This is a genomic window from Salinimonas profundi, assembly GCF_014750655.1.
In the GTDB taxonomy this organism is placed as follows: domain Bacteria; phylum Pseudomonadota; class Gammaproteobacteria; order Enterobacterales; family Alteromonadaceae; genus Alteromonas; species Alteromonas profundi_A.
Genome location: NZ_JABBXD010000004.1, coordinates 128,301 through 154,100, shown reverse-complemented (window position 1 = coordinate 154,100; position 25,800 = coordinate 128,301). Strand labels below are relative to the sequence as shown.

The window sequence follows — 25,800 nt, the reverse complement described above, 5'->3', positions numbered from 1 at the left end:
AGCTCCTGATTTATCGCTTTGCTGCGCTTAAAATAACGAATTTACGATTGCTTGCAAGCACTGTCACACCTTTGAACAGACGCTTAAGTGTTACGTGGTAGCCCAGATGTCGGTTTGCTACCACAATCAGGTGACCACCGCGACGAAGTATCTCTCGGCTGTCATGGAACATCTGCCAGGCAATGTGATCTGTCACTGCATTTTGCTGATGAAACGGCGGGTTGCAGAGCACCTTATCAGCGGTACCAGCTTCGCCCTGTTCCAGCAGTGTTTCAAGGCAATTATCGGCCTGGAAGCGACAGCGGGGCAGTGCATCGGGAAAGGTCGCCTCAACACTGTCACGGGCGCTTTGCAGTGCCATAAATGACTCATCAGCAAAGGTTACCCACGCCTCCGGTGCCAGCGCCAGGGCATTTAATCCCAGCACACCATTGCCACAACCTAAATCGATAACACGCTCATTATTGGTCACAGCCATGTGGTCAAGTAAAAGCCGCGCACCAATATCCAGAGACTGGCGGGAAAACACATTGGCATGATTTACCATTGTCATTGCCTGACCGTTTGACGCCGCCTGCTGCCAGATAGTGGGGTAGGGCGACGCGGGATGATTGGCCAGTGTTTTTGAGTCCGGCTCACAAAAAATCAATCGTGATTTCTTTTTCGCCAGCGAGGTGGACGTGCCCCCGATATATTTTTCGAATAGGGCCAGCACAGTACGGGTGATGTTTTTCACTTTGCCCGCAGCAATAACCATCGTTGTAGGTGTCACCAGCGAACTCAGTGTAATTAACTGCTCTTCGAGCAACGCCAGGGTGCGGGGGATTTTGATAATAACCAGCGTCGGGTAAGCGGATAACTCTGAAAGACTGGTGCACGCGGTGACAGGCTGACTCAGTGTGCCGGATGTATCAAACGTGGTCTCACAGTCATTTGCCTGCAGGTTTTTTGTCAGTGACCGGTGGGCAACCCAGGAGTCGCTGTACCACACCGGCTTGATGGCATCTGGTGCACAGGCATACCATGTGCCCAGTGCGCCGAAATCGTCGTTGAGTATGATACACTTTGACGTATCCAGGTCGGTCTGGTTTGCATTGATGTGTTCGATAATTAACTCATCAGCGCTGTCCCAGGCTTGCAGGCTTTTATGCTGATGCTTTTCTGGATACCTGGCCAGATATAACTGACGTTCCAGCAGTGAAAAAGTGGTATTCATAACTTTTGTTCAGTTGAGGTGGAAAGACGCATGCAACCTGATTTATTTGATAACAGCAGCGCCGTACAGCCACAAATTTTACCCCTACCCGATGCAGATGTGACCTACTACCCCGGCTGGTTATCAGCCGATGAAGCGTCACGTATCAAGCAACAGCTGGAAGGTGAATTAGAATGGCATCAGGATACCATCAAAATCTATGGCAAGCTGGTAAAAATTCCCCGGTTGCAAGCCTGGCACGGTGATCCCGATGCACAGTATAGTTATTCCGGCCTGTCGATGACCCCGGCGCCCTGGACCAACACGCTAAGGGATTTGCGTCGACAACTGACGGCGCATTGTCAGGCGTCGTTTAATAGTGTTCTGGCCAACTGGTATCGCAATGGGCAGGATAGCATGGGCATGCATGCCGATGATGAGCCCGAACTGGGCAGTGAGCCTGTTATTGCCTCGCTCACACTGGGGCACGCACGGCCATTCGTTTTTATGCACAAGCGGTCAAAACGAAAAAGCAAAGTGATGCTGGAGCATGGCAGCTTGCTCGTTATGAAGGGTACAACCCAGCAATGTTACCAGCATGGCATAGCGAAGACCGCGCGTAAAATCGATGATAGAATTAATCTGACCTATCGGTATATTTACGCTTCCGAGCAGCCCAACAACGCATAAGCAGGTGTACAGACATGCAAGTAAAATCCTATATTGAGCAGCAGCTTAACGCGCACCTGACCCCGGCCTTTCTCGAGGTGCAGGATGAAAGCCATATGCATAATGTCCCCGAAGGCGCGCAGAGTCACTTTAAAGTTACCGTTGTCAGCGAGCAGTTTGAGGGTAGCCGGCTGATTGGCCGTCACCGTCAGGTGAATACGCTGCTGGCAGAAGCGCTTGAAGGGCCGGTGCACGCATTAGCGTTGCATACCTATACGCCAGCAGAATGGGAAAAACGGGGCGGCGTAATCAATGTTTCACCCCAGTGTCGCGGCGGTGATAAATCTATCTGACTCAGTCATGATGAGATAATGCAAAAGCATTCGCATCGTTTTGCTTTTCCTGACCGTCGTTATCATTGCACCAGTCAGTGAAGAGGTCATCTTCAGAGGCGTCGCTTTTTACCGGCTCAAAGAAACACGTATAGGTGTGACTGGCGCTATCATCATTCCCAGCGTGTTATTTTCACTTATTCACTTACAATATGAGCAGCCAATCATATTTGTCATACTGTTTTTAGCGGCGGTGATGTTCGGTGTTATTCGGCATATCACCGGTAACCTCTGGTATTGCATTGTTAGCCACATGCTGATGAACCTGATCGTATTTATCCAGTGTATTTTGCTTCTATAGGTGTAGTTACATTTTGCAGTGGCGGCGGGCGTTTAAAGTAGGTTGGCAGAAGCAAGTGCCGAGAATGCCAGCGCAGTCACAGGTAATGAAACGATGGTAGTCAGTGCGATAATACTGGCTGCAAGTCTCGGATCACCGCCAAGATTACGGGCCATGATATAACTGGCAGCAGCGGTGGGTGCAATACTCAACAACATGACGATACCCAGTTCCATATGCCTGAAGCCCACCCAGTACGCGCAACCCGTCAAAAAAAGCGGGTAAAGTAAGCACTTGCTTACCGTGGCGATAATAAGGTTTCTGCTATCACCGGAGAACGACCGGAATTCCAGCGTGGCGCCAGTACAAATGAGCGCCAGCGGCAAGGTCAGCTGAGCAAAATATTCGCCGGTGGATTCAATAAAATCGGGCAAAGACACTTTAAAATAAGAAAGTGGCAGCGCACAGGCGATGGCAACAATGAGCGGATTAGTCAGAATGCCGCGGATATGCTGTGACACTGAACGTTCACCATCAAGATAAAAATTAAGCACAAAGACCGAAAGAATATTAAACAGGACGGTAACGCCGCCTAAGTAAACCGATGCCACGGCTAGCCCCTGCGAACCATAGGTATTGGCACAGTAGGCCAGCCCGATGATCCCCATGTTTGCTCTGAACCCACCCTGAATCACTACGCCGCGCGCATTTTCAGGCGTGACGAAGAAATGGCTGAACGCCATAAGCGCCAGAAAATAGGTGAAGGTGCATACGATACCCAACACAATGAGGTGGGGGTTTGCAGCTTTTGAAAAGTCGGCGGTGGCTATTGCCAGGAACAATAAGGCAGGTAATGCCAGGTTAAAGACAAGTTTTGAACCTGTTTCGATAAATGTATCGTTGAGCATGCCACGCCGATAAAGCAGGTAGCCCATCATCAGTAGCACCAGAACAGGGCCCAGCGTATTGGTTATAAATCCGTACATAATGAGGTAAACAGGAAAAAAAACGTAGTCTATCAGATAGAAGGTGACGATGGGCTAATCTCTGACGCGGGATAGGCAGTATTCATTGATAACGGAATGAACAAGTTTGCGGTGCCTATGTCTCACAGTATGTATTTTAAAAAGCCGAGTAACCAGCAGTTATTCTGGACAGCTACACTATCTTTGGTCCTGTTTGGTCTGCTGGCTGTCTGGGTAACCATGGATCATACCCCTGCCATTGATACTATCATTATCAAAGGCCTGCGTGTTGACGGCAATCTTGCAGATCCGCTGGGCCCGGGCTGGCTCGAGGAAGGCATGCGGGACATCACTGCGCTAGGCAGCAACTGGGTGCTGCTTTATCTGACTGGCCTTGGGGCGTTATTATTATACCTGGTGGGTCGCACAAAGCTGGCGGTGCAAATGGTGGTGGGGATATTGCTGGCGCTGGCCGTCACCTTTGCCCTGAAACATGGTTTTACACGCCCACGTCCGGATCTTGTGGGACACGGGACCCGGGTTTTTACCAGCAGCTTCCCGTCTGCGCACGCTATGATGTCAGCGATTACTTACTTCACACTGGCGGCTGCCAGTTTGTGTGTGACCAGTTTAAGAAAGGTGCGACGTCTGTTTTTCATCGTGGCGGGCATCACCACACTGTTCATCGGCTTTAGCCGCGTCTATCTGGGAGTACACTGGCCCACTGATATTCTGGCGGGCTGGTTAGGCGCCACAGTGTGGGTCGTTATCTGGTATCGCATTGCTGTACAAAATAATAAGGCTGAGAAAAGTTAACGGCAGGCGAGTGCAGTCCGCTATCGAACCGCACGTAAGAACCAGCCAACAAAAATCGAAATCAACAGGCCGAAAAAGGACACCAGGCCCGTGACCAATAGCAAAGAATCAGTGATGTCTGCGCTTTGTCCGGTTTCTTCACTGACCAGTAACCCTGAAGACTGAAAAATGAAAAGCGCAGCAATTGACAGCAGCAAGATTGTTGCCGTTGAAGTCAGTGTTGCGCGCCAGAACGCATGCGGTGCGCTCCAGTGAATTACACCGGCTACCAGTACCGACAGACCGGTTAATAAATAAGGTACCACGGGCCATCCCCTTTATTGAAAATTGTATCTGTATGCCTGATTGTGCAAACGGCAAAAACAGGCTAAAAGCGTTAGTGTGCCTTTACTGCGGACGGTATGCAATGGTCTCTGGGGCACCCGTGCGACTGATCATGTAGAAATCGGATTACCACTATACTGGCAAGATACCATCGGGCTTGCCAAAAACATCAGGTTTAACATTCTGTTAAAGGACTTTATCCACAGATGGTGATAGAATCGCCGCCCGATTTTTAACCATTCATCTCATTGGAAAGTCATGTTTGATTTGATTAATAACAAAGACAGCAATGTGAAAAATGACGTGCTATCCGGAATTACAGTTGCACTTGCACTGGTTCCCGAAGCAGTCGCTTTTGCATTTGTTGCAGGTGTGGAGCCGATGATAGGCCTTTACGCCGCATTTATGATGGGACTGATTACCTCTGCCATCGGCGGTCGGCCGGGCATGATATCAGGTGCAACGGGCGCGATGGCCGTGGTGACGGTTGCGCTGGTGGCCGAGCACGGTGTGCAGTATCTGTTTGCCGCTGTGGTCCTGGCCGGTGTACTGCAAATTCTTTGTGGTGTTTTCAGGTTAGGCAAGTTTATCCGCTTGGTCCCTTACCCGGTCATGCTGGGCTTTGTAAACGGGCTGGCAATTGTCATCTTCCTGGCCCAGTTGGGGCAATTTAAAGTGCAGAATGCTGTAGGTGAATGGCAATGGATGGAAGGCACCATGTTATACATGATGCTGGGGCTGGTAGGCCTGACCATGGCTATCATTTATCTGCTGCCTAAGCTGACCAAAGCGGTACCTGCCTCTTTGGTGGCGATTATTGTGATTACTGTACTGGTTCACAGCATGGGGCTGGAAGCTCGCACGGTTATCGACTTTGTCAGAGACTTGCTACCGGCAGATCAAAAAGCCACGGCAACACTGGCCGGTGAACTGCCTAGCTTTGCTGTACCCATGGTTCCGCTGAACTGGGAAACTGTCATGATTGTACTGCCAACCTCGGTAATTTTGTGTCTGGTTGGCCTGATTGAATCGCTACTGACACTGACCCTGATTGATGAGATGACAGATACCCGGGGCAGAGGAAACCGCGAGTGCGTCGGTCAGGGTGTCGCAAACAGCGTAAATGGCTTCTTCGGTGGTATGGGTGGTTGCGCGATGATTGGTCAGAGCATGATCAACATCAACTCCGGCGGGCGCGGACGCTTATCGGGTATAACAGCAGCACTGGTTCTGTTGGGCTTTATACTGTTTGCTGCGCCGCTGATTGAGATGATCCCTCTTGCTGCGTTGGTCGGCGTTATGTTTGTGGTGGTTATCGCAACATTCGAATGGGCATCATTCAGAATAGTACGTGGTGTGAACCGCGAAGATGCGTTTGTGCTGTTTCTGGTGACCGGAGTAACAGTAATCGCCGATCTGGCCATTGCCGTTATCGTTGGTGTTATTGTTTCTGCTCTGGTTTTTGCCTGGAAACATGCGCGACATATCGGTGCGAAAACGCATATCGATAATGATGGCTGGAAAGTTTATGAGCTGGACGGGCCGCTCTTTTTCGGCTCAATCAGCCATTTTAAAGACTTGTTTGATGTGGCTAACGATCCGCAGGATGTGGTGATTGATTTCAACAAAAGCCGTGTCTGGGACTCATCCGGTGTGGATGCGCTGGACACCCTGGCGGATAAATATGAGCAACAGGGGAAGAAGTTGCATATCCGTCATATCAGCAGTGACTGCCGTGAGCTGTTGAAAAAAGCCAATAAATTTGTAGAAATCAACGTTGTTGAAGATCCGCGATATAAAGTGGCTTCTGATCAACTGGGCTAGCTAGTGTCGATAGTCATATAAACAGCCCGCTTCGGCTTTGGTCGCAGCGGGCTTTTTTATCACTACTGTTTATTGATAATGGTTGATACAGTAATTATTCACATCGGGTAGGGGAACAGCTTGTCGGCAATATTCAGTCAATATATAAAAATCATCGGGAAAGGGCAGAAAGGAAGTCGCAGTCTGACGCAGCGTGAAGCGTACGATGCGATGAAAATGGTATTGGCAGGACAGGTTACCGGCGAACAGCGTGGTGCCTTTTTAATGTTGCTTCGCACCCGAGAGGAAACACCAGAAGAGATTGCTGGTTTTCTGCAGGCATGCAGAACGTTAATTCATCATGATGTTGCTGCGCTTGACAGCTCGCTGGATGTTGGCTGTTATGCAGGCAAGCGACGCCAGCTGCCGTGGTATCTGCTTAGTCTGGCCTGCCTGGCCGGCGCCGGATATAAGGTATTTATGCATGGCGCACATGAGCCGGGTTCCGGGCGCCTGTACGCCAGTTATGTGCTGCCCGAACTTGGTTTGCCACAGGTTATGTCTGTGGAGCAGGCCAAGCAACAGCTGCAGCAGCAAAACGCGACCTACCTTGACCTCTCCGTAGTGTTAAAGCCGCTGGATGACATTATAAAACTCAGGGAAGTTTTTGGTTTACGCTCGTGTGCGAACACGCTGGGACGATTATTAAATCCAACGCAAAGTATGTTCAGTGTTCAGGGCGTATTTCATACTGGTCTGGATGAAAAGCATGCACGCGTTAATGAACTCTTCGGTGACTACGATGCGCTGTGCTTTCGCGGCGACGGGGGAGACCCGGAGGTCAACCGGGAGCGGGATACCGTGTTGCACATCACCCGTAAAGGAGCAACCGAGAAGGTGAACTTTGCAGCGTTTAATGGCGACTGGGCCCTCAAAGAACGATACATGACGGCAGACACCATGCTGGCTGTGTGGTCAGGGGAGCAGTCCCACCGCTATGCCGGGCAGTCAATAGCAGGCACGTTAACCGCTTTGCTTATGTTGCGGGAGTCGTTGGATTTGGTGACCGCGCAACAACAGGCTGAAGCGTTGTGGGCGCAACGTGATAAAAGCGCATTGCCCTTTGCCTGACGCATTTGTGAACTGATCTTCTGCCTTACGCATCCCTTATCAAACAAAGCACGACAGAAGTGCGGTTTATCTGTCAGGCAGGTGCTCAATCATGTCTGAAAATAAGGAGAACGCGATGCAGAATATTCATTTACGCGACGGGCGATCAATCCCCCAGGTGGGCTTTGGTACAGCTGCAATCGGCGAAATGCATCAGGACGACGGGTATGTTAAAGATACTATCCTGAAGGCTATTGATGCCGGTTACCGTCATATTGATACCGCCTCTTTTTACGGTAATGAACGTAGTGTCGGGCAAGCCATAGCCGAATCCAGGCTGCAGCGCGAACAGTTTTTTATTACCACCAAAGTATGGGATACCCAGCAAGGCTATCAGTCTACGTTTAAGGCGATGGATGAGAGCCTGGAGCGACTACAGATGGACTATGTTGATCTGTATCTTGTCCACTGGCCTTATCCGGAAAAGACCAGACCCACCTGGCAGGCGATGGAAAAGCTACATGCGGAAGGTATTGCCAAATCTTTGGGTTTGTCGAATTTCAGAAAGCAGGATATTCAGCAGCTCTTTGAAATCGCTGAAATTAAGCCGGTCTATAATCAAATTGAATTACACCCGTATCTGACACAAAAGACCCTGGTTGAATACTGCGAGAGTAAGGGTATTGCGGTTTCATGCTGGTCACCTTTAGGTTCTGGTTCCTGGAGCGATGTGAAAGCGGAAGATAAACCGGTTGCGGAAAACGTGATCAAGGAGATGGCAGAGAAATATGAGGTCTCGACAGGCCAAATTATTCTGAAATGGGATATCCAGCAAGGGCGCATTGTTATTCCTAAATCGGAAAGCGATAAGCATATTGCGGCGAACCTAGCACTGGATGGCTTTACGCTTACAGATGATGAATTGCGTGCTATTGATAACCTTAACAAAGATCTTCGCTTCGGTGGCGACCCGGATAACGCGTGGCAGGAAAATCTGGAACGCCCCGTTCCCTGATTCGCCCGAACGCGATAAAAACGCCCCTTGGCAGAATTGCTCAGGGGCGTTTTTTTATCAGCGGGCCAGTAGCAACCCCCCACCAATCACAAGCCAGATGATACAGCCGGCGACCAAAATAAGATTGAGCCACTCACTCAGTGAGCGCGATTGCTTTGTGTCACCATGATCGTGTCCGTGAGACTGATGACTTTTTTTCGCCGCGCGCCAAAAGTAGATAAGTACTGCACTTAACACGATAAAGATAAGATTCAGCACGAAGCCATAATCTACTGCGAACATGTCCCGATCGCTGATACTGCCCGACGACGTTGAATCTGGCAAAAAACCCAGCAGATTAAATCCGTAATGGAGCAGCAGCGAGGTAGCAACGAGCGCAGCCAGTAGCAAGCCCAGAATATAAAGTGCCATCTTCCACCCGTAGTAACGGGCATTTATGCGTAGAACCGGATAAACAACCAGATCTGAAAAGATAAAGGCCATAACGCCGGCGAAGCTAACACCTTTGTCAAAGAGCAGTGCCGCCAGAGGAATATTTCCCATTGATCCGATAAAGGTAAAAAACGCTGCCAACGGACCGACCAGCGTTTGCAGAAGTATCTGCCAGAATGGCAAAGGCGCATCGCTGCCGGTGCCGACAAAGAGCGATTCGAAAAATGCATCGGGGACAAAAGCGGCAATAAGTCCAGCCACCGTAAAGCCGATAAGCACATCCTTCCAGATCATTTGCCATTCCATAACATATTTCATGCCGAGCTTTTGCCAGCCAGATTTGGATGTTATGAGTTCACCGAACGAGGGAGGATTGTCTCCATTGTTATCACTGTTGTCGGACAGCCGTTGCCGTACCTTCTTAATAAGCTTATCGGGCCGGGTCAGCCAAACAAACAGCCATACACTCAGAATCAGCAGGATGCCACCCACATATTCAGCAACCACGAACTGCCAGCCCAGAAAAATAGCGATGACAAACCCCAGTTCGATGACCAGGTTGGTAGAGGCCAGCAAAAACGCCATGGCAGGGATGAACCCTGCTCCCTTGGCGAACAGCGCCCGGGTGGTAGCAAGTGCCGCAAAACTACAGGAAGAGGAAATGAAGCCGAAAAATGTGCCCAGCGATACACTTTTAGGATCGCCGCCATGCATCACTTTCTGCATTTTTTCGCGGGTTACCAGCAGTTGTATCAGGCTGGAGATGACGTAACCAAGAGCGAACGCCCACAGCGCCATCCAGAAAAAGCCAAGGCTGGTGCGGGCAGCCTCAGCCCATCCATTAAGAAAACTTTCCATAGCAATACACAAGTTAAATGCAAACCAATGACTATTGCTACCCACCAGTGACTAAGCTGGTTCAGAATAATGGTTTCAGGATGCCAGCCAGCCGTTGCTCTCTGCAATATCCAATTGTTCGTTGACGTACTGCCATAGCAGTGGTGCAGCGGTTTCCAGCATCTGGTTTCTGTCCAGAACTTTTTGTTTTGTCACCTTGTGACGCGCCCAGCTTCCGCCGTTATTTTTCATATTCTGAAACAGAGGTAAAATACGATCCATCGCTTTGGCAAAACGGGCGTCGTTGGTTTCGGCGGCTTCAAATTCCAGCCACAGCGTCAGATACTGCTGACCCTGTGATTCATTAAGCAGCCCGAAAATACGTTTTGCCGCAGCCAGTTCTTTGAGTTCCTGCTCGGCATGATCCTGCTCATCGGCGAAAGCGAACATATCGCCGGCGTCGATTTCAACTAAATCGTGTAGCAGTATCATTTTGATGACACGGTCAATGTCTACCGGATGTTCGGCATAGTCTTTTAGCATCAGGGCAGTGAGCGCGACATGCCAGGAATGCTCGGCACTGTTTTCCTGACGATTGTCTTCATCGGGTAAAAGCATCTGGCGCTTCACCGCTTTAAGCTTATCCAGCTCATTGATAAATGTCAGTTGGGAGAGGGATACAGTCATTTTTCACTCCATTTTCATACCACAAACAAAAAACGCGCCCATTGGGCGCGCTTTATAAACGGTTGCCAGAATTAATCCTGCTTGCTCAACCACACGATCAACTCAACGATATCATCTTCTGACATATCGGAGGTAAACTGTGCCTGATAACGACCATTGACAATAAAGTTGGGTACACCGCGTACATACTGGCGGTAATCTTCCAATACTTTATTGTTTCTTTTCATCATGTTGTTCACGCCAAAGCTGTTAGAAAGTTTATCAAACTCAGCTTTATCAACACCGTTCACAACAAAGATATTCCGCAGATCTTTGATTCCGGTGACACTGGCGCGTTGCTTGTGGATATAATCAAAAATGGCAGCGTTCAGTGCATCTTCCTGTTTCACCGCGCGCGCCACCATCATGGCACGGGTCGCATCGTCCTGGATGCTTTGCTCGGTAAAGCCCATGAAGTTTACATGGATTTTTTTAAACTCAGTATTATCAGAAATTTTCGATTTTATTTCTTCTACCAGCGGCTCAAACTGATAGCAGTGCGGACACCAGAAAGAGAAAAACTCAAGAATCTGAGGCTGCTCGGTAGCCGCTTCATCCAGCACCCGATAGTGCTTTCCTTCTTCCCATTTCGCGTCTGCAGCGCAAGCCTGCAAAGGAAGCAAAATAGCCATAACAAAAAACAATGCGATTTTTTTCATGCAACATTTCCTTTATCCATATCTGTGGGTGAGGTTACCACAGCATTGTTACTTCGCCTAGTCGCTATCTTTTCCCCAAGGCAGGCAATTGTAAACCCTCATGCCTGCCAGGACGGTGCGGCTTTAATGGCCTTCATCTCACCCACTAACCGGATAGACTCCAGACATTGTTTGTCGTCGTATACCGGAAATGACAAAATCACTTCATCGACACCCGTTGCAGCAATGAATTCGCTGAGCTGTTGCTCAACACTATCGGGTGTGCCTTTGACAGCGTATCGTAACGTCCGGTTGATGGTTTGCACTTCTGCTTCACTCAGGTGCTGATAGATATCATCTACCGGTGCCGGCATCGGGGCGTTTGCACCGCGGCGCAAATTAGCAAACTGCTGCTGTACCGAACTGAAATGGTAATTCGCCGCATCGTCGGTATCGGCAACCACTGCCATGACACCGGCCATCACATAAGGCTTATCGAGTTGCGCAGAAGGCGAAAAGTTCATTTTGTAAATATTGATAGCATCAAATAGCGCATCCGGTGCAAAGTGAGAGGCAAACGAAAAGGGCAGTCCCAACTTTCCGGCCAGTTGTGCAGAATAGAGGCTTGAGCCCAACAAATACAAAGGAACATGGCTGCCTGCACCTGGCACCGCGAGGACCTGCGCATCACCGCTGTCATCTGATAAGTAGCGCTGTAACAACTGAATATCGGCCGGATAATCGCCGACATTTTTGTTCAGATCGCGTCGCAACGCGTTAGAGGTTGCCGGATCGGTACCAGGAGCACGACCCAGACCCAAATCAATGCGTCCCGGATAGAGCGCATCCAGCGTGCCGTATTGCTCGGCAACCACTAAGGGCGAGTGATTAGGTAGCATAACGCCGCCAGAGCCCAGACGGATTGACTGCGTCAACGCGCCGAGGTTCGCCAGCAGGGTGGACGTGGCCGCACTGGCGACGCCGCGCATACCGTGGTGTTCAGCCAGCCAAAGACGCTCAAACTGGCTGTCTTCAGCCAGAACGGCAATAGCCTGACTTTTGGCCATGGCTTGTTGCACACTTTGACTCTCACCAATATGTGCAAGATCCAGAATTGAAAAAGGAATGGGAGATGTCATGTCGCCTCCGGTAATACTGTCATTAGCTGAAACGGTGGGGGCAGACACCCGATGAAACAAGTGACAACGTCACCCTAACACGCCGGGCAGAGTGTATGGCCCGACAAATGACATCAATTCAGACCGGCGAAGAGGACTGCGCCATGCGCGGTGCAAGTTGGGCAGCTTTGGGTGTCATCGTGCCTGCTATATCATAGCTGTTACGTTCAATGAATTGCCATGCATTATTGTGCTGGCTGAATGTAAATACCGTTAGCCGAAATGCATCTTCTATTTCGATTAGCACGTTTTCGTCCACATCGATATAACCGTAGCCGATGGTCTCATCGCTGAATGTAACTTTCACATACCCTTCGTCAGAAATCGTATCGATTTCCTGCACGCGCCGTTCAAACTTCTCACAAAACAATGACAGCACGGTAGTCACTTCCTGATTCAATAGTGCAGGGCGCTCAGAAAGATTATTCAAATGGGCCAGTAAGCGTTTCATAATTTTACCTCCGGTAATCGGATGGATATTACTTGCTGACTAGACAAGCGCGAATAGCGCAAAATTACCGATGCGTCTGATGCACATCTTCATATATGGCTGCAGTGAAACGATAACATATCTGTGTTTACATTTCAGGGGGCAGTGACCGCACCAGGCGTCGCATTTAACGACAAGAAACAGTGCCAACACCTCAATGGCAGTGAATTTGGAGTCTCTAGCGAGGCAAACTCGATGAATTAACAGATAGATGAATTTCTTCTATTTATAAACATCCGTAGCCACCTGGCTGGGGGATGCCAACTGTGTGGAAGGGAAGCGGACCACCTTGTTTCGGCCGGATTGTTTGGCATTGTAAAGTGCAGCATCAGCCTGGTTGATCAACGATTGCGGTGAGGTAGCACTATCGCTGTCAGACAGACCAATACTGACGGTCACCCGGTCAAAGTCTGCACAAGCCGAGAACTCGATATTAAGAGTGCTGATAGCACGCATAACCCGAAAGGCGGCCGTGATGGCCCTTTTACCCTGATGTCCGGGTAAAATAATGGCAAATTCTTCGCCGCCGTAACGTGCAGCCAGTCCGTTCAGGCTACTGGCAACATCGTCCAGCACACTGGCGATAGCCTGAAGCACTTCGTCGCCAGCCTGATGGCCGTAGCTGTCGTTATACTGTTTGAACGAGTCAACATCAATAATCAACAAACTGAGGCCATGATCGGTTATGTTTCGCCACTGCAAGTTAAGCGTCTCATCAAAGTGACGACGATTGGCAATGTGGGTGAGTCCATCCAGATTCACCAGCACTTTAAGCCGTGCGTTAGCCTGCAGTAGTTCCTGCTGCACCCGATGCAGGGATTGTCGTGTACTGATACTGGCAAGTGTTTCACTGACCATTTCACCGATGAGCTTCATTGACTTGATTTCATGATCCGTCCAACAATGCGTCCCGGTCAGAAAATCGCAGCCAATAAACCCGAACAGTTCACCGTTGACGTGAACAGCCACGCACAACACGGCGCGGATCCCTTCTCGCTGAAACTCTGCCTTTTCAAGCGCAGCACTGGCCGGAAGCTGGTTTACATCACTGACCACAAACGCGTGGTCCTGTTTAATGACGGTATTGAAATATGGTAACTGTTCTGCGACCGGTACGTGCTGCAGATCTTCTTTAAAGGGGGTAACGCCCTCTTCGACCCATTCATGGGTATTATCCATCAGTAAATTATCGTCAGAAAAGCAAAACAGGTAGCAGCGCTGGGCTTTTAAATACGCGCCAAACGTACCAAGACTTTGCTCAATAAGAGCGTCTGCCTCACTTGCTTTGACATTAATCAGTCGGGTAGAAATGGACGAAAGCATCATGCTGAAAGAAAGTTTTTCCTGCCAGTCTGACTGGCGGTGACGGGTCTGATCATGCTGCTCAAAGCTAATGTCTGTGATGATCCAGCGGGTACTTCTGTCATCGACAGTTTTGCTCTGCAACCGCGTGTAAAAGCGCTGGTCACCGGATTGCAGCACAACGTGCTGACATAAAGAGCCGGCACCCTGGGACAATGTAAGCGGTGAAGCATCACCGGTGAGCTCAACACCTGTCCGGGAACAATAGAACCGGACCGGGCAGGCCGCCTCATCTGAAAATGTGACCTGCGTCAGCTTCAGATGTTGAGCCAGCGTGTCAGACAGGTAAACCGTGCTGCTGTTGTGCTGTTTGTAAATCAAACAGGAGGGCAACTGTTGTAAAAGATTTTTATAATTATTCGTCATTTGGCCCGATAACCCCGTGCCAACGTCCATTGCAGGCATAGCGGATTTATTTTTTATAACTTCACACTATAGTCAGGAATTTCGGTTTATGACAAAAAAACGGGAATATTCTTTATTAATGCGTATTCCCGTTTATAGGTGGGGGAGTTAGCCTTGCCAGGTAACCGACAACACAGCGCGCCGCTCGCGGGCTGAAAAGCCGACAATATCCTGGTATTCCTCATCCAGCAGATTATCAACGCGCAGGGCGGCTGACCAATGCGCGTTAGCCTGATAATTCAGACTCAAATCAACCAGCGTATAGGCTGACAGAGCAACACGCTGTGCCGGCTGTGGGTAGGGCGGATAATAAATATCTTCCCGGCTGCCGGTATAAGCTGCTTTGGCATAAAAAGACAGGTTAGCAACAGGCAGCGGAGCAAGCACACTTACCGACGCCTGATGATTCGCCCTGCGCAGTTCATTAATACCATCTTCCTCACTGTTAACGTAGCTATAACCTGTACGTACCGTGACATCGTTTTGCTGATAGGTTAGTTCAGCCTCAACGCCTTCACGTTCACTCTCGGTGTCTTTATTTTTTGCAGTAGTGATAAAGGTTTCAGGATCATATACATAGCCATTGATTTCATCTTCCAGCTGCGTTGAGAAGATACTCAGCTGACCCTGCAGCGCTGACGTAAAGGTGGCCCGTGCGCCGGCTTCCCACTGCTGACTGGTTTCAGGCTGCAGATCAGGGTTACCCGTAAATGTCTGTGGATAATAGCCAAAGCGCTCGGTAAACGACGGAGTTTTCACCGCCTGACTGACACTGGCAAATACAGCATAACGCTCAGTAACCGGCCAGTTTACGCCCGCCCGATAACTCACCGCATCGTCAAATTCTGAATTGTCATCAAACCGGGCAGAAAGTGATACCAAAACATTGCCTGCAAGCTGTGTGGCTGTCTCTCCAAACACACTCATTGTATGGTCCTGCTGCTCCTGATTCGGGTCGCCAAAATTTACGATACCGCGCTGTCTGAACTGGCGTGTCAGGTATTCCAGCCCGCCGGCAAGCTGCCAGTCACCAATATCGTAGCGATTGAGCCAGGTCAGTTGAAAGCGCTCTCCGGTTGTGCCGCCATCAAAACGACCGCTGGCCGTACTGTTATTTTCATCTTTACGGTAGCTACCGGTCAGTGTGCTGCTGTAAGCCGTATCCTGTGGAGCAAAGTCCCATCCGACCAGCGCATTAATTTGCTTGCCGTCAGTGACATTATCCGCATCAACCGGCAGCCCGGTCACAATGCTGTCAATGGCATCGAAGTCACTGGCATAATCAACCAGGCGAAGATTGGCTGAAAAACGGTGTTGTGAATTTGCCTGCCAACGCAAAGCACCGCCTGTGGCGATATTCCGGTAACCGTCATCTTCATTCCCTGTCAGGGCAATATTATCGCCAGTGGTATTTAGCCAGTTTGCATAGGCATTATAAGACACCGACTTCTGCGTGCCGCTGGCCGATGCTGACGCGGAAGTTGTTCCCTGTGTGCCGACACCCGCTTCAACACGCACATTATCTTTTTGTCCTGCGCCAGCGATAGTGGTGATGTTTAATACACCGGCCACGGCGCCGCTTCCCCACAGCGCGCTTTGTGCGCCACGCAGCAATTCGATGCGGGCAATGTTGGCGGTGGTCAGATGCGCCAGATCAATGGTACTGCCCTGGCCAATGTCGTTGGCAATGACACCATCAATCACCACCAGTAAGTGATTTGTTTCGCTACCGCGTAAGCGTATTTCGGTGAGCGCACCGGTACTGCCGGATTGCGAAATAGTCACTCCGGGCAATGCACGTAGTAAATCGGTAATCTGCAGGGCGCCAGACCCCTCAATTTCTTGCTGATCAATGACGGTGGAAACTGCGGCAAGCTCTGAGCGACCCAGGGCAAGCCGTGAACCGGTTACCGTCAGGGTCTCTGCATCGTTGGGAAATGACACCGCAAATGCCGGTGAAAAAATGCCGGACAACGCGAATGCCGCCGACAACGAGGTCAGTGTAAAAAATTGGTTTTTCATGAAATGATTCCATAACAGCACTCCGCCCGAGTGCAGCTGATAGGAAAAGCTGATGTACTTGTCAGCCGCGTATCAGGCCGGTATCCGGGCTGGCTCGCTTCGTCGTATCGAAGTCATTTACGTCTTCCCATGAGTGCTCACAGTGACGTATAGCATTTGCTAATGTAAATGAAGATCTGAGATCTGAGCTTACCGTTGCGGGGGCAGCGTCAGCTTTTCACTGACTTCCCGTTTAACTTGTAATAAAAACAGGCACCTGAATAGCGCCGGAGTATACGTGATAGCAGGCACAAAACAAACCACCGTTATCCGGCTAAATGGGAGATAACGATATACCGTCCGGCCTTTCCTGCCGTAACCAGCACCACAAACCAGGCAAGACGGATGCGAAGTATGCCGGCAATAAAGGTTAAGGGGTCGCCGATCACAGGCACCCATGCCAGACACAGACTCCATCTGCCCCACAGGCGAAACTGGTTTTCGGCTTTGACAAGGCGATGTTCTGAAACGTTGGTAATGCGCATGATACCGGCCCGGCCATAGCGACGACCGAGCCAGTAATTCACCATTGAGCCGCCGACGTTACCCGCCGTGGCGGTAATAATGAGAGGGACGACGGGGTAATCAGCGTAAAGCAGAGCAAGTAATACCGCTTCAGAGCCTAGCGGCAGAAGGGTCGCAGCCAGAAAGGCGCTGACAAACATGCCGACCAGCCCGGCTTGTGCTAACATTGCTGTTACATGCCTAGTGTCAGCGGCGGCTCCTGCAGGGCGGACATTTGCTCTTTTAACGCCAGAATCTGGCCTTCCCAGTATTTATCGTCGGCAAACCATGGGAACGCCCGGGGAAACGCAGGGTCCTGCCAGCGCCGCGACAGCCAGGCCATATAGTGAATCATCCGCATAGCGCGCAGCGGTTCAATCAATGCCAGTTCACGCTTGTCCAGCGAATGAAATTCTTCATAAGCTTCAGCCAGGATATCTAACTGCAACAACTGCTGCTGACGATCGCCGCTGAGCATCATCCATAAATCTTGTATGGCAGGCCCGCTGCGACAGTCATCCAAATCCACAAACATGGGGCCGTCGCGCCACAGAATATTGCCCGGATGACAATCACCGTGCAGCCTGATTTCACTGACAGGACGATAATGTTTTTTGGTCAGGTCAATAAGCGGCTCGGCAATTGCAAAAAACGCTGATTTGAGATGCTCAGGCAACAGCGCGCTTTGCTGCAATTCGCGATAAGGCATGTCCAAAAATGACTCGGTGCAGATAGCCGGGCGATGCGTAAAGGTTTCTGTCTGGCTGACCCGGTGCATCCGTCCGATGAAGCGGCCCATCCACTCAAGCTGATCAAGATTATCAATTTCAAACTGGCGTCCGCCTACAGAAGGGAAGACGGTAAACCGGAACCCTTGATACGTATGCAATGTTTGATTATCAATTTTTAGCGGTGCTACCAGCGGTATCTCCGCATCGCTAACCTGCCAGGAAAAGTCATGCTCTTCTTGTATCTGTGCGTTGGTCCAGCGGTCCGGGCGATAGAATTTAACCACCAGCCGGCGACCATCGTCAGCCTGAAACTGGTATACGCGATTTTCATAACTGTTTAGCGCAAGCAGTCCGGATTGTGGGTAAATGCCGCAAGCCTCAAGTGCATCAAGCACCACATCAGGCGTCAGGCCGGTAAAGGTGAAATCGGTCATACATCCCTATTGGTATAAAAATTTAGAAGGCTCTGTAACCTGGATCATTTCGCCCTGCGAAGTGGTCGTAGACACCTTGAATTGGATTTCTGTGACGGCATCTTCCAGATTATAGGCATCGGTGGCAACCGAAATCGGTAATGTCGCCACCTCACCTCCCCCGACGGTGACGGTATTGCTGCCGATAAGCTCATGCGATGGCAGACCCTGAACATCGATGGTGTAAGTCAGTGATTGCTGTGATTTATTCAACACTTTCAATGTGTAAACGTTTTCGATGAGTCCTTCGTTGGTTTCACGATACAGCGAGTTACGGTCCCGGATGATATCTACCTCAAGCGGTACCCGATAGATGATGTTTGCGGCAAATACCGCAAGCATTATCAGCAAAACCACGAAGTAGCCAATCAACTTGGGTCTGAAAACCCGGGTGGTACCACCGGCCAGTGCGTCTTCCGACGTAAAGCGAATCAGCCCCTTAGGATAATTCATTTTATCCATAACCCCGTTACAGGCATCGACACAGGCCCCACAGTTAATGCACTCATACTGCAGGCCATTTCGAATATCGATACCGGTAGGGCAAACCTGCACACACAGGTGGCAGTCAATACAGTCACCGAGCCCTTTTTCGCTTAGCGCGTCATGAGGAATCTTGCGGGGGCGGGGACCCCTGGCCTCGCCACGGCGTGCATCATAAGCCACTGTAATCGTGTCGCGGTCAAACATCGCTGACTGGAAACGCGCATACGGACAGATGTGCGTACACATGATTTCTCTCATGTATCCGGCATTCCCCCAGGTGCACACGGCAAAAAACAGAATCGAGAATGTCGCCCAGAAACTGGTCTGAAAGGTGAAAAAGTCAATGAACAACTGCCGCACCGGTGTGAAATAACCCACGAATAATAAGCCGGTGAGAATAGCCACTGTCCACCAGCAAACCTGCTTGAGGGTTTTGCGCCAGAATTTATCCCAGTCCATAGGGCGTTCGTCCAGCTTTATGCGCTTGTTACGATTACCCTCTATTTTTTCTTCAAACCAGGTGTAGATGTAGACCCAGGTTGTCTGCGGACACATAAAGCCACACCATACGCGGCCTGCAAAAGTAGTAACAAAAAACAGGGCAAAGGCCGAGATAATAAACAGGTAAGCCAGCAGGGTCAGATCCTGGGGCCACAGCGTGAGCGAGAAAAGCGTAAATCGCTGCTCACTGATATCCAGTAATATCGCCTGTTGGCCGTTATACTGAATGAACGGCAGTATCGCGAATAACGCCAGAAAAAACAGACCAAAAAAGCGACGAAAGGTTTCAAGCGGCCCTTTTACAGCGCGAACATAGATACGACTGCGAGAAGGATGGCGTTTTTTGGTGGTACGGCGGGGCTGGTGGACTTCCACCTTGGACACATTTTTTACCGGAATACGTTCGCTCATGCAAAACCCTTTTGCGTAGGATAGCGCCCTTATCATAACAGCGTTTAATCATAATAGTTTAATGCAGATCAAATAATCCGTGTGCACAGGGCAGTGCGCATTGCACAGGAGTTCGGGGGAGGACTTGTGAGCCTGGAGGTGCCATGCCCAGATGTTCAGAATTTATATATAAGTATAAAAATACCTATTTTTTCTGCTGCAATTGTGAACTAACCTTTCACGCATACAGGAGGAATAGATAATCTTATGATTCGTAAGTTACTGGTCTTTATTGAAATAGCCGCGTTAGTGATTGTATTGCGCATGCCGATAGTGCAGGATTTTCTCTCCAGCGCACAGCAGACGGTTACGCACTGGCTTATCACGATAGAAGCGTTGCCTGATAAAGTCGCACTGCACGATCTTCGAGAACAGTCAGACGGCCTGTATGCGTCCATGCGCCCTTTCCAGCAAGACTATTTTGATTCTGTCACGTCGAGTCGTCAGAATGTTAAACACTTTCACGAAACGTATTGTTTAAAAGACGATAAAAACCCGTTTATCAGTGGTGATAAACGTCATCAGTTTTGCACTTATCTTTCTGAATCTCCGTTATTGGCGAAACGATAAACGTATTCATCTTCTGTTAAGTTTCGCCAGCATACTCTTACCTGACACGCATTGTGGCAATACGATGGTTAGTATTAAATTATGACCATTAAATGAACTTGCCATGATGAGCGCGCTCTAACATCCAGACGTAATCATTCATGTGTCAATCTGTGTGAGGTATCCACAATGGCAAAGTTTGCTGTGGCAGTGCTGAGTATTGCCGGGCTGTATGCTGGGTCTGCCAGCGCGGCCGCTGAAGTAAGTGTGACCTGGCAGGAGCCTGAATCTTATCAGGACATCCGCCCCTCCAATCAATCCCGCACCTCCTTTCGCGAGATGGTTTTCAAAGACATGGAAGCGTATATCACCGAACTGGCTGAAACATTACCTGACGGTCAGAAACTTTCCATGACGGTGACTGACCTGGATTTAGCTGGTGAAGTCTGGCCTGCCAGCTTTCTTGGTGGCGTGGGCGGTGCCGATATCCGATTGGTTAAACCGCTGTATATTCCCCGCATGCATTTTAGTTACACGCTGACAGATGCAACCGGTAAAACATTGCAAAGTGCAGATGTGAAATTAAAAGATATGGCCTTTATGGACCGGGGTTCACGTATTAACCGGCGCTCGGAAAATCTTACTTATGAAAAAGCCATGATTAAAGATTGGTTTGAAAAGACGCTGGAACAGACCGCAGCGACGCCACGATAAAAAAATCATGGGCGTTATCGACGGCAGTCAGGTAGCTGATTGCCGCATAAACACTTGGTTGGTGGTTGATCTTTACATCTTCAGGGTCAAATTTCCGTCACAAATTGTCGGTTTTCTGTCACTTTTCTGTAGCAAATCCCTTATAGTCTTCCTGCACCGAAGGACAGTTTTTAAATAAAAAGCAGGAACGACAAAAATGAAAAAATCTACCCTGCTGCCCCTGGCATTGTGTTTATCAACGCCGGTCAGCGCTGATGTGCTGATTTCGCAATATGTTGAAGGAAGCAGCTATAACAAAGCTCTCGAGCTTTATAACTCGACATCTGAACCGCTCTCCCTGGATGGCTACACGCTCTCTGTTTATTCTAACGGGCAGACCGATGCCAGCGCTATCATAACGCTGGAAGGCACGGTCGAGGCCAATGCTACCTGGGTCATTGCTGATAACCGCAGTGACCCAGCGTTGAGTCAGCTGGCACAGCAATTAACCTCACAAAACTTATTTAATGGCGACGATGCGGTTGTACTGACCAAAGACGGCGTGGTGGTAGACAGCCTGGGTCAGGTTGGTTTTCGCCCCGACCCGCAGTGGGGCACCAGTCCGGTCAGCACGAAAGACAACACGCTGGTGCGTAAACCGACGGTGTTAACCGGTGATACCAATCCGTTTGATGTGTTTGTACCGGCGCAGGAATATACTGGTCTGCCCCAGGATGATTTCACCGGACTGGGTGAGCATACCTTGTCAGATAATGCTGACACGGGCGACAGTGATGGTATCCCTGAAGGTGTCTGTACCAACTGCCCGGCACTGGACAAAGTCGCTGATGCTGCTTCCTTTGATGCGTCAGTCTATTATGCTGCTGTTCAGTCACAAATTGACGCAGGTTATGACGTCGCGACCATTCGCGCCACACTAAGTGATGTGATTGCCACCGATCAGCGCCAGCTTACCTATTCGCAAGTCTGGTCAGCGCTGACTGCCACCGACCAGGATCCGGCCAACCCGGATAATATTATTTTGTTTTACTCTAACCGCTCACTGGCCAAAGCCTCAAACGGTTCAGGCGCGGCATCAACCAATCCGGATAACTGGAACCGTGAGCATAGCTGGCCCAAAAGTCATGGTTTCAGCAGCAGTGCGACAGAAGCCTATACGGATATTCAGCATCTGAGACCGACTGATATCTCCGTAAACGCCAGTCGTGGCAACCTTGATTTTGACTTCTCTGACTCGCCGTTAGCCGAGGCGCCGGACAATCGCATTGATGGCGATTCGTTCGAGCCGCGCGATGACATTAAAGGCGATGTTGCTCGAATGATGATGTACATGGATGTGCGTTATGAAGGCATGGGTAATGACATTACCCCAGACCTGTCGCTTGTCAATCGCATCACTGATTCAGGCAGCCCGGAGCTGGGCAAGCTGTGTACGCTGGTTGAGTGGCATAATGCTGATCCGGTAGATACCCGTGAGCAAACACGCCAGCAGGCCATTTATGAGTATCAGGGCAATCGCAACCCGTTTGTGGATAATCCGGACTGGGTAAGCATGTTCTATGATACAGACAGCTGTGATGACACCACGCCTACTGAGCCGGAAGACCCGGTTGAGCCGGAGCTGCCAACCGCAGCACCACTGGTGCTTAGCGCTGTGTTCGACGGCCCGCTTAGTGGCGGCGTACCCAAAGGCATTGAGCTGTATGTTGCCCAGGATATCGCTGATTTAAGCGTATGCGGCGTAGGTTCGGCCAATAACGGTAATGGCTCATCGGGTGAAGAATTTGTTTTTCCTTCTGTTTCAGCAAACGCAGGTGACTATCTGTATATTGCCAGTGAAAGCACCGGCTTCACGAACTTCTTCGGATTCGCCCCTGATTACACCAGCGGTGCAATGTCGATAAACGGCGACGATGCCATTGAAGTTTTCTGTAACGGTGATCGCATTGACCTTTATGGTGAGACCGATGTTGATGGCAGTGGACAGGTTTGGGAATATGCCGACAGCTTCGCGTATCGTACAGCCGGTGTACCTGATGGTGAGTTCAGTGCCGATGACTGGATGATTCCCGGCAAAGATACGCTGGATGGCCAGGCCGATAATGCCACCGCGGTGACACCTATTCCGGTAGGCACCTATAGCCTGAGTCCGGCGCAGCCGTTCTTTTCAGAGTACGTGGAAGGCGGTAGTTACAACAAGGCGCTGGAAATTGTGAACCTGGGTTCTGCAACTCTTTCCTTGTCTGATTATGCGGTACAGATATTCGCCAATGGTAGTGAAAACGGAAACTCTCCGATCACCTTAAGCGGCGACCTGGCACCAGGCGATGTGTTTGTACTGGCTAATAACCAGTCTGATGCGCCGGTTACCAGTGTGGCCGACATGCTGACCTCACAGGTTAGCTTTAACGGTGATGATGCGGTGGTATTGCTGCATAATGGCGAAATTATTGATGCTATTGGCCAGATCGGTGTCAGAACCGAGTGGGGCAGTGGCGATACCAGCACGAAAGACAACACGCTTCGCCGCAAATCCTCTGTCAGCGCTGGCGATGCTAATGCCTTTGATGCGTTTGATCCTGCCGAGCAATGGGACGGCTTTGCCAAAAATACCTTCGACGGACTGGGGCAATACGGTAACGGCGATAATGGCGGTGACCCTGAACAGCCTTCGGCCTGCTACACGCCTGCTACCCTGATTCATGATGTACAGGGCGACAGCTTTGCCTCACCGCTGGCGGGGCAGACTGTCGAGGTGGAAGCCGTGATCACTCACATCACACCGGATCTCAGTGGGTTCTTCATTCAGGAAGAAGATCAGGATGCTGATAACAATCCGGCGACCTCTGAAGGGGTATTTGTTTATTCGCCCGGTGATAACAGTGCATTGACGGCCGGGGATGTGGTGCGCTTTACCGCCAGTGTTTCTGAGCGTTATGGCCGTACACAGCTCAGCGTACAGTCAATTCCTCAGGTATGTGGTACCGACAGTGTGTCTGCGGTATCACTGTCTCTGCCGGTCAACGATGACGCCGACCTTGAAGCGGTTGAAGGTATGCTTGTTACCAACCAGTCTGACTGGGTGATAAACAACGTGTATAGCTACAGTCAGTATGGTGAGGTGACGGTATCTTCTAAGCGCTTGTACATCCCGACTCAGCTTTTTGCGCCTGATTCTGACCAGGCCAGTGCACTGGCAGCAGCAAATGCGCGCGATATGCTGATCATTGATGATAATGCCGATGGCAGCGGTAACTCACAGTATCTGCTTGGCGCCGGAGGCATCGACCCCTACAACCCGATTCGTTTGGGCGATAAGGTGTCGCAGGTAGTAGGAGTGATGGATTACGGGTTTTCAAATTATCGTGTGCGTCCACTTGGTTTAGTGGATGTTATAAAAGAAAACGCCCGTACTGATGAGCCAGCACTTATTGAAGGCAACCTGACACTGGCCAGCTTTAATGTACTGAACCTGTTTAATGGTAATGGTCAGGGAGAGGGCTTCCCGACATCTCGCGGTGCCGATACCGAGGCAGAGTATGAGCGTCAGCTGGAGAAAATTGTCAGCGCCATGACAGAGCTGGATGCTGATGCCATCGGCCTGATGGAAATTGAAAACGACGGTTTTGGTCCGCTAAGCATGATTGCACAGCTGACCGATGCGCTGAATCAGCAGATGGGTGAGGACGTCTATGCTTTTGTTGATGCCGGTGTAGACACCATTGGTACCGACGACATCACCACCGGACTGCTTTATCGCAAAGATCGGGTAGCGCCGGTTGGCAGCGCAAAAATTCTGACGCCGCAACACAGCATCAGCGATGAAAACGGCCCGCTGTTTAGCGATAGAAACAGACCGGCACTGACCCAGCGCTTTGCCCATAAAGACACCAACCGTGAATTTGTTATCAGTGTTAATCACCTGAAATCAAAAGGCTCTTCATGTGGCGCCGGTGATGACGATCCGCTTGCCGGGAACTGCGATGTAACGCGTACGCGTGCCGCTATTGCGCTCAATACCTGGCTGGAAGCGCAGTATGCGGATGTGTCAAAAGTCATTATGGGTGATATGAATGCCTACGCGCAGGAAAACCCAATCACTTACCTGACCAGCTCAGGCTATATCAATACGCTGGAACAGGTAAATGGCAAACAGGTCTATACGTATACCTTCCGTGGCGAGTCCGGTACGCTGGATTATCAGTTAGTGAGCGGGCCTATGAAAGATGCATTAACTGACGCAACAGCATGGCACATTAATGCTGATGAAATGCCGGCAGTAGATTACAACAGTGAGTATAAGCCGGATGCCTGGCTTAACACGCTGCTGTATCGTGCCTCTGACCATGATCCTGTTGTGACCAGTTTTAATCTGACATTGCTGGGCGATATGGACGGCGACAACGATGTCGATACGTCTGACTTCCGTTTGTTCATCAAGGCTGTGCTATTTAAGCAGTCTGTCGACCCGGAACTGGACCTGAATAATGACGGGCGTGTGAACAATAAAGACATACGCTTCTTCCGCGACCTGTGCACCCGTAAAGGCTGTAAGCGTGAAGATCGCGGACGTGGACCTGCAAAGGTCAGTAATTTGCGTTCATTGTTTAACTAAACACGCGTGACCTTTTAAAAACCAGGCTTCGGCCTGGTTTTTTTTATGTCAGACAATCTGTCTGGCTATTGCGGTCGTT

The 25,800-nt window shown here is 50.1% G+C and carries 23 protein-coding genes and 1 riboswitch; of the genes, 10 read left to right on the top strand and 13 right to left on the bottom strand.

What is annotated here, in order from left to right:
• Nucleotides 1-10 precede the first annotated feature (10 nt).
• Entirely contained in the window at nt 11-1,216 is a 1,206-nt protein-coding gene (locus tag HHX48_RS09585) for a methyltransferase (protein WP_191024541.1), read from the bottom strand.
• A gap of 30 nt (nt 1,217-1,246) precedes the next feature.
• On the opposite strand from HHX48_RS09585, the gene HHX48_RS09580 reads away from it, so the two are divergent.
• The 3 genes from HHX48_RS09580 to HHX48_RS09570 are packed head-to-tail and all read left to right on the top strand — an operon-like array spanning nt 1,247 to nt 2,557.
• On the top strand, nt 1,247-1,885 hold the full coding sequence (locus HHX48_RS09580) for an alpha-ketoglutarate-dependent dioxygenase AlkB family protein (protein WP_191024539.1): 639 nt from the start codon (nt 1,247-1,249) through the stop codon (nt 1,883-1,885).
• A gap of 14 nt (nt 1,886-1,899) precedes the next feature.
• Nucleotides 1,900-2,217 (top strand): BolA family protein, encoded by a 318-nt coding sequence (locus tag HHX48_RS09575; protein ID WP_191024537.1) that lies wholly within the window; start codon nt 1,900-1,902, stop codon nt 2,215-2,217.
• Nucleotides 2,218-2,257: 40 nt separating this feature from the next.
• Nucleotides 2,258-2,557, top strand: coding sequence for a CPBP family intramembrane glutamic endopeptidase (locus tag HHX48_RS09570; protein WP_223858230.1), 300 nt, complete (start codon nt 2,258-2,260; stop codon nt 2,555-2,557).
• A gap of 32 nt (nt 2,558-2,589) precedes the next feature.
• Here the strand turns inward: HHX48_RS09570 and HHX48_RS09565 are convergent, their stop codons facing one another.
• A complete protein-coding gene (locus HHX48_RS09565; RefSeq protein WP_191024535.1) occupies nt 2,590-3,522 on the bottom strand; it encodes an AEC family transporter in 933 nt (310 codons plus the stop codon).
• 96 nt (nt 3,523-3,618) lie between these two features.
• On the opposite strand from HHX48_RS09565, the gene HHX48_RS09560 reads away from it, so the two are divergent.
• Nucleotides 3,619-4,317, top strand: coding sequence for a phosphatase PAP2 family protein (locus HHX48_RS09560; RefSeq protein ID WP_191024533.1), 699 nt, complete (start codon nt 3,619-3,621; stop codon nt 4,315-4,317).
• A gap of 20 nt (nt 4,318-4,337) precedes the next feature.
• Here the strand turns inward: HHX48_RS09560 and HHX48_RS09555 are convergent, their stop codons facing one another.
• Nucleotides 4,338-4,622, bottom strand: coding sequence for a hypothetical protein (locus HHX48_RS09555; protein ID WP_191024531.1), 285 nt, complete (start codon nt 4,620-4,622; stop codon nt 4,338-4,340).
• 277 nt (nt 4,623-4,899) lie between these two features.
• On the opposite strand from HHX48_RS09555, the gene HHX48_RS09550 reads away from it, so the two are divergent.
• From HHX48_RS09550 to HHX48_RS09540, 3 genes are all read left to right on the top strand, one after another.
• The gene (locus HHX48_RS09550; protein WP_191024529.1) at nt 4,900-6,465 is read left to right on the top strand and encodes a SulP family inorganic anion transporter; all 1,566 of its coding nucleotides are present in this window, start codon (nt 4,900-4,902) and stop codon (nt 6,463-6,465) included.
• A gap of 120 nt (nt 6,466-6,585) precedes the next feature.
• Nucleotides 6,586-7,575 carry a glycosyl transferase family protein gene (locus HHX48_RS09545; protein WP_191024527.1) on the top strand — a complete coding sequence of 330 codons (990 nt, stop codon included), beginning with the start codon at nt 6,586-6,588 and terminating at the stop codon, nt 7,573-7,575.
• A 91-nt stretch (nt 7,576-7,666) separates the two neighbouring features.
• Entirely contained in the window at nt 7,667-8,569 is a 903-nt protein-coding gene (locus HHX48_RS09540) for an aldo/keto reductase (protein WP_223858229.1), read from the top strand.
• A gap of 57 nt (nt 8,570-8,626) precedes the next feature.
• On the opposite strand, the gene HHX48_RS09535 is transcribed toward HHX48_RS09540, so the two are convergent.
• From HHX48_RS09535 to ccoG, 10 genes are all read right to left on the bottom strand, one after another.
• The gene (locus HHX48_RS09535; protein ID WP_191024525.1) at nt 8,627-9,859 is read right to left on the bottom strand and encodes a permease; all 1,233 of its coding nucleotides are present in this window, start codon (nt 9,857-9,859) and stop codon (nt 8,627-8,629) included.
• A gap of 75 nt (nt 9,860-9,934) precedes the next feature.
• Complete coding sequence (locus HHX48_RS09530) at nt 9,935-10,525, bottom strand: HD domain-containing protein (RefSeq protein ID WP_191024523.1); 591 nt, start codon at nt 10,523-10,525, stop codon at nt 9,935-9,937.
• A gap of 71 nt (nt 10,526-10,596) precedes the next feature.
• Nucleotides 10,597-11,223: a thiol:disulfide interchange protein DsbA/DsbL gene (locus HHX48_RS09525; RefSeq protein ID WP_191024521.1), complete on the bottom strand. Its 627-nt coding sequence runs from the start codon at nt 11,221-11,223 to the stop codon at nt 10,597-10,599.
• Nucleotides 11,224-11,321: 98 nt separating this feature from the next.
• Nucleotides 11,322-12,341, bottom strand: coding sequence for an LLM class flavin-dependent oxidoreductase (locus HHX48_RS09520; RefSeq protein WP_191024519.1), 1,020 nt, complete (start codon nt 12,339-12,341; stop codon nt 11,322-11,324).
• Between the two features lie 118 nt (nt 12,342-12,459).
• The gene (locus HHX48_RS09515; protein ID WP_191024517.1) at nt 12,460-12,831 is read right to left on the bottom strand and encodes a hypothetical protein; all 372 of its coding nucleotides are present in this window, start codon (nt 12,829-12,831) and stop codon (nt 12,460-12,462) included.
• Nucleotides 12,832-13,092: 261 nt separating this feature from the next.
• On the bottom strand, nt 13,093-14,598 hold the full coding sequence (locus HHX48_RS09510; RefSeq protein WP_191024515.1) for a sensor domain-containing diguanylate cyclase: 1,506 nt from the start codon (nt 14,596-14,598) through the stop codon (nt 13,093-13,095).
• 147 nt (nt 14,599-14,745) lie between these two features.
• Nucleotides 14,746-16,659 carry a TonB-dependent receptor plug domain-containing protein gene (locus HHX48_RS09505; RefSeq protein ID WP_191024513.1) on the bottom strand — a complete coding sequence of 638 codons (1,914 nt, stop codon included), beginning with the start codon at nt 16,657-16,659 and terminating at the stop codon, nt 14,746-14,748.
• Between the two features lie 58 nt (nt 16,660-16,717).
• Nucleotides 16,718-16,934: riboswitch (cobalamin riboswitch) on the bottom strand.
• 30 nt (nt 16,935-16,964) lie between these two features.
• Nucleotides 16,965-17,390: a YqaA family protein gene (locus tag HHX48_RS09500; protein WP_191024511.1), complete on the bottom strand. Its 426-nt coding sequence runs from the start codon at nt 17,388-17,390 to the stop codon at nt 16,965-16,967.
• 5 nt (nt 17,391-17,395) lie between these two features.
• Nucleotides 17,396-18,367, bottom strand: a complete 972-nt coding sequence (locus HHX48_RS09495; RefSeq protein ID WP_191024509.1) for a serine/threonine protein kinase — start codon at nt 18,365-18,367, stop codon at nt 17,396-17,398.
• 6 nt (nt 18,368-18,373) lie between these two features.
• Nucleotides 18,374-19,804 (bottom strand): cytochrome c oxidase accessory protein CcoG, encoded by a 1,431-nt coding sequence (gene ccoG, locus HHX48_RS09490; RefSeq protein ID WP_191024507.1) that lies wholly within the window; start codon nt 19,802-19,804, stop codon nt 18,374-18,376.
• 246 nt (nt 19,805-20,050) lie between these two features.
• On the opposite strand from ccoG, the gene HHX48_RS09485 reads away from it, so the two are divergent.
• The 3 genes from HHX48_RS09485 to HHX48_RS09475 all read left to right on the top strand — a co-directional run bounded on the left by HHX48_RS09485 (nt 20,051) and on the right by HHX48_RS09475 (nt 25,721).
• The gene (locus HHX48_RS09485; protein ID WP_191024505.1) at nt 20,051-20,413 is read left to right on the top strand and encodes a hypothetical protein; all 363 of its coding nucleotides are present in this window, start codon (nt 20,051-20,053) and stop codon (nt 20,411-20,413) included.
• A 168-nt stretch (nt 20,414-20,581) separates the two neighbouring features.
• Nucleotides 20,582-21,106, top strand: a complete 525-nt coding sequence (locus HHX48_RS09480) for a DUF3016 domain-containing protein (protein WP_191024504.1) — start codon at nt 20,582-20,584, stop codon at nt 21,104-21,106.
• A 196-nt stretch (nt 21,107-21,302) separates the two neighbouring features.
• Nucleotides 21,303-25,721, top strand: a complete 4,419-nt coding sequence (locus tag HHX48_RS09475) for an ExeM/NucH family extracellular endonuclease (protein WP_191024502.1) — start codon at nt 21,303-21,305, stop codon at nt 25,719-25,721.
• Nucleotides 25,722-25,800: the final 79 nt, after the last annotated feature.

Bases quoted from the DNA above. Each gene is read 5' to 3' on its own strand.
- HHX48_RS09585 (WP_191024541.1), bottom strand. From the start codon at position 1,216: ATGAATACCACTTTTTCACTGCTGGAACGTCAGTTATATCTGGCCAGG.
- HHX48_RS09580 (WP_191024539.1), top strand. From the start codon at position 1,247: ATGCAACCTGATTTATTTGATAACAGCAGCGCCGTACAGCCACAAATT.
- HHX48_RS09575 (WP_191024537.1), top strand. From the start codon at position 1,900: ATGCAAGTAAAATCCTATATTGAGCAGCAGCTTAACGCGCACCTGACC.
- HHX48_RS09565 (WP_191024535.1), bottom strand. From the start codon at position 3,522: ATGTACGGATTTATAACCAATACGCTGGGCCCTGTTCTGGTGCTACTG.
- HHX48_RS09560 (WP_191024533.1), top strand. From the start codon at position 3,619: ATGAACAAGTTTGCGGTGCCTATGTCTCACAGTATGTATTTTAAAAAG.
- HHX48_RS09550 (WP_191024529.1), top strand. From the start codon at position 4,900: ATGTTTGATTTGATTAATAACAAAGACAGCAATGTGAAAAATGACGTG.
- HHX48_RS09540 (WP_223858229.1), top strand. From the start codon at position 7,667: ATGTCTGAAAATAAGGAGAACGCGATGCAGAATATTCATTTACGCGAC.
- HHX48_RS09535 (WP_191024525.1), bottom strand. From the start codon at position 9,859: ATGGAAAGTTTTCTTAATGGATGGGCTGAGGCTGCCCGCACCAGCCTT.
- HHX48_RS09530 (WP_191024523.1), bottom strand. From the start codon at position 10,525: ATGACTGTATCCCTCTCCCAACTGACATTTATCAATGAGCTGGATAAG.
- HHX48_RS09525 (WP_191024521.1), bottom strand. From the start codon at position 11,223: ATGAAAAAAATCGCATTGTTTTTTGTTATGGCTATTTTGCTTCCTTTG.
- HHX48_RS09520 (WP_191024519.1), bottom strand. From the start codon at position 12,341: ATGACATCTCCCATTCCTTTTTCAATTCTGGATCTTGCACATATTGGT.
- HHX48_RS09515 (WP_191024517.1), bottom strand. From the start codon at position 12,831: ATGAAACGCTTACTGGCCCATTTGAATAATCTTTCTGAGCGCCCTGCA.
- HHX48_RS09510 (WP_191024515.1), bottom strand. From the start codon at position 14,598: ATGACGAATAATTATAAAAATCTTTTACAACAGTTGCCCTCCTGTTTG.
- HHX48_RS09505 (WP_191024513.1), bottom strand. From the start codon at position 16,659: ATGAAAAACCAATTTTTTACACTGACCTCGTTGTCGGCGGCATTCGCG.
- HHX48_RS09500 (WP_191024511.1), bottom strand. From the start codon at position 17,390: ATGTTAGCACAAGCCGGGCTGGTCGGCATGTTTGTCAGCGCCTTTCTG.
- HHX48_RS09495 (WP_191024509.1), bottom strand. From the start codon at position 18,367: ATGACCGATTTCACCTTTACCGGCCTGACGCCTGATGTGGTGCTTGAT.
- ccoG (WP_191024507.1), bottom strand. From the start codon at position 19,804: ATGAGCGAACGTATTCCGGTAAAAAATGTGTCCAAGGTGGAAGTCCAC.
- HHX48_RS09485 (WP_191024505.1), top strand. From the start codon at position 20,051: ATGATTCGTAAGTTACTGGTCTTTATTGAAATAGCCGCGTTAGTGATT.
- HHX48_RS09480 (WP_191024504.1), top strand. From the start codon at position 20,582: ATGGCAAAGTTTGCTGTGGCAGTGCTGAGTATTGCCGGGCTGTATGCT.
- HHX48_RS09475 (WP_191024502.1), top strand. From the start codon at position 21,303: ATGAAAAAATCTACCCTGCTGCCCCTGGCATTGTGTTTATCAACGCCG.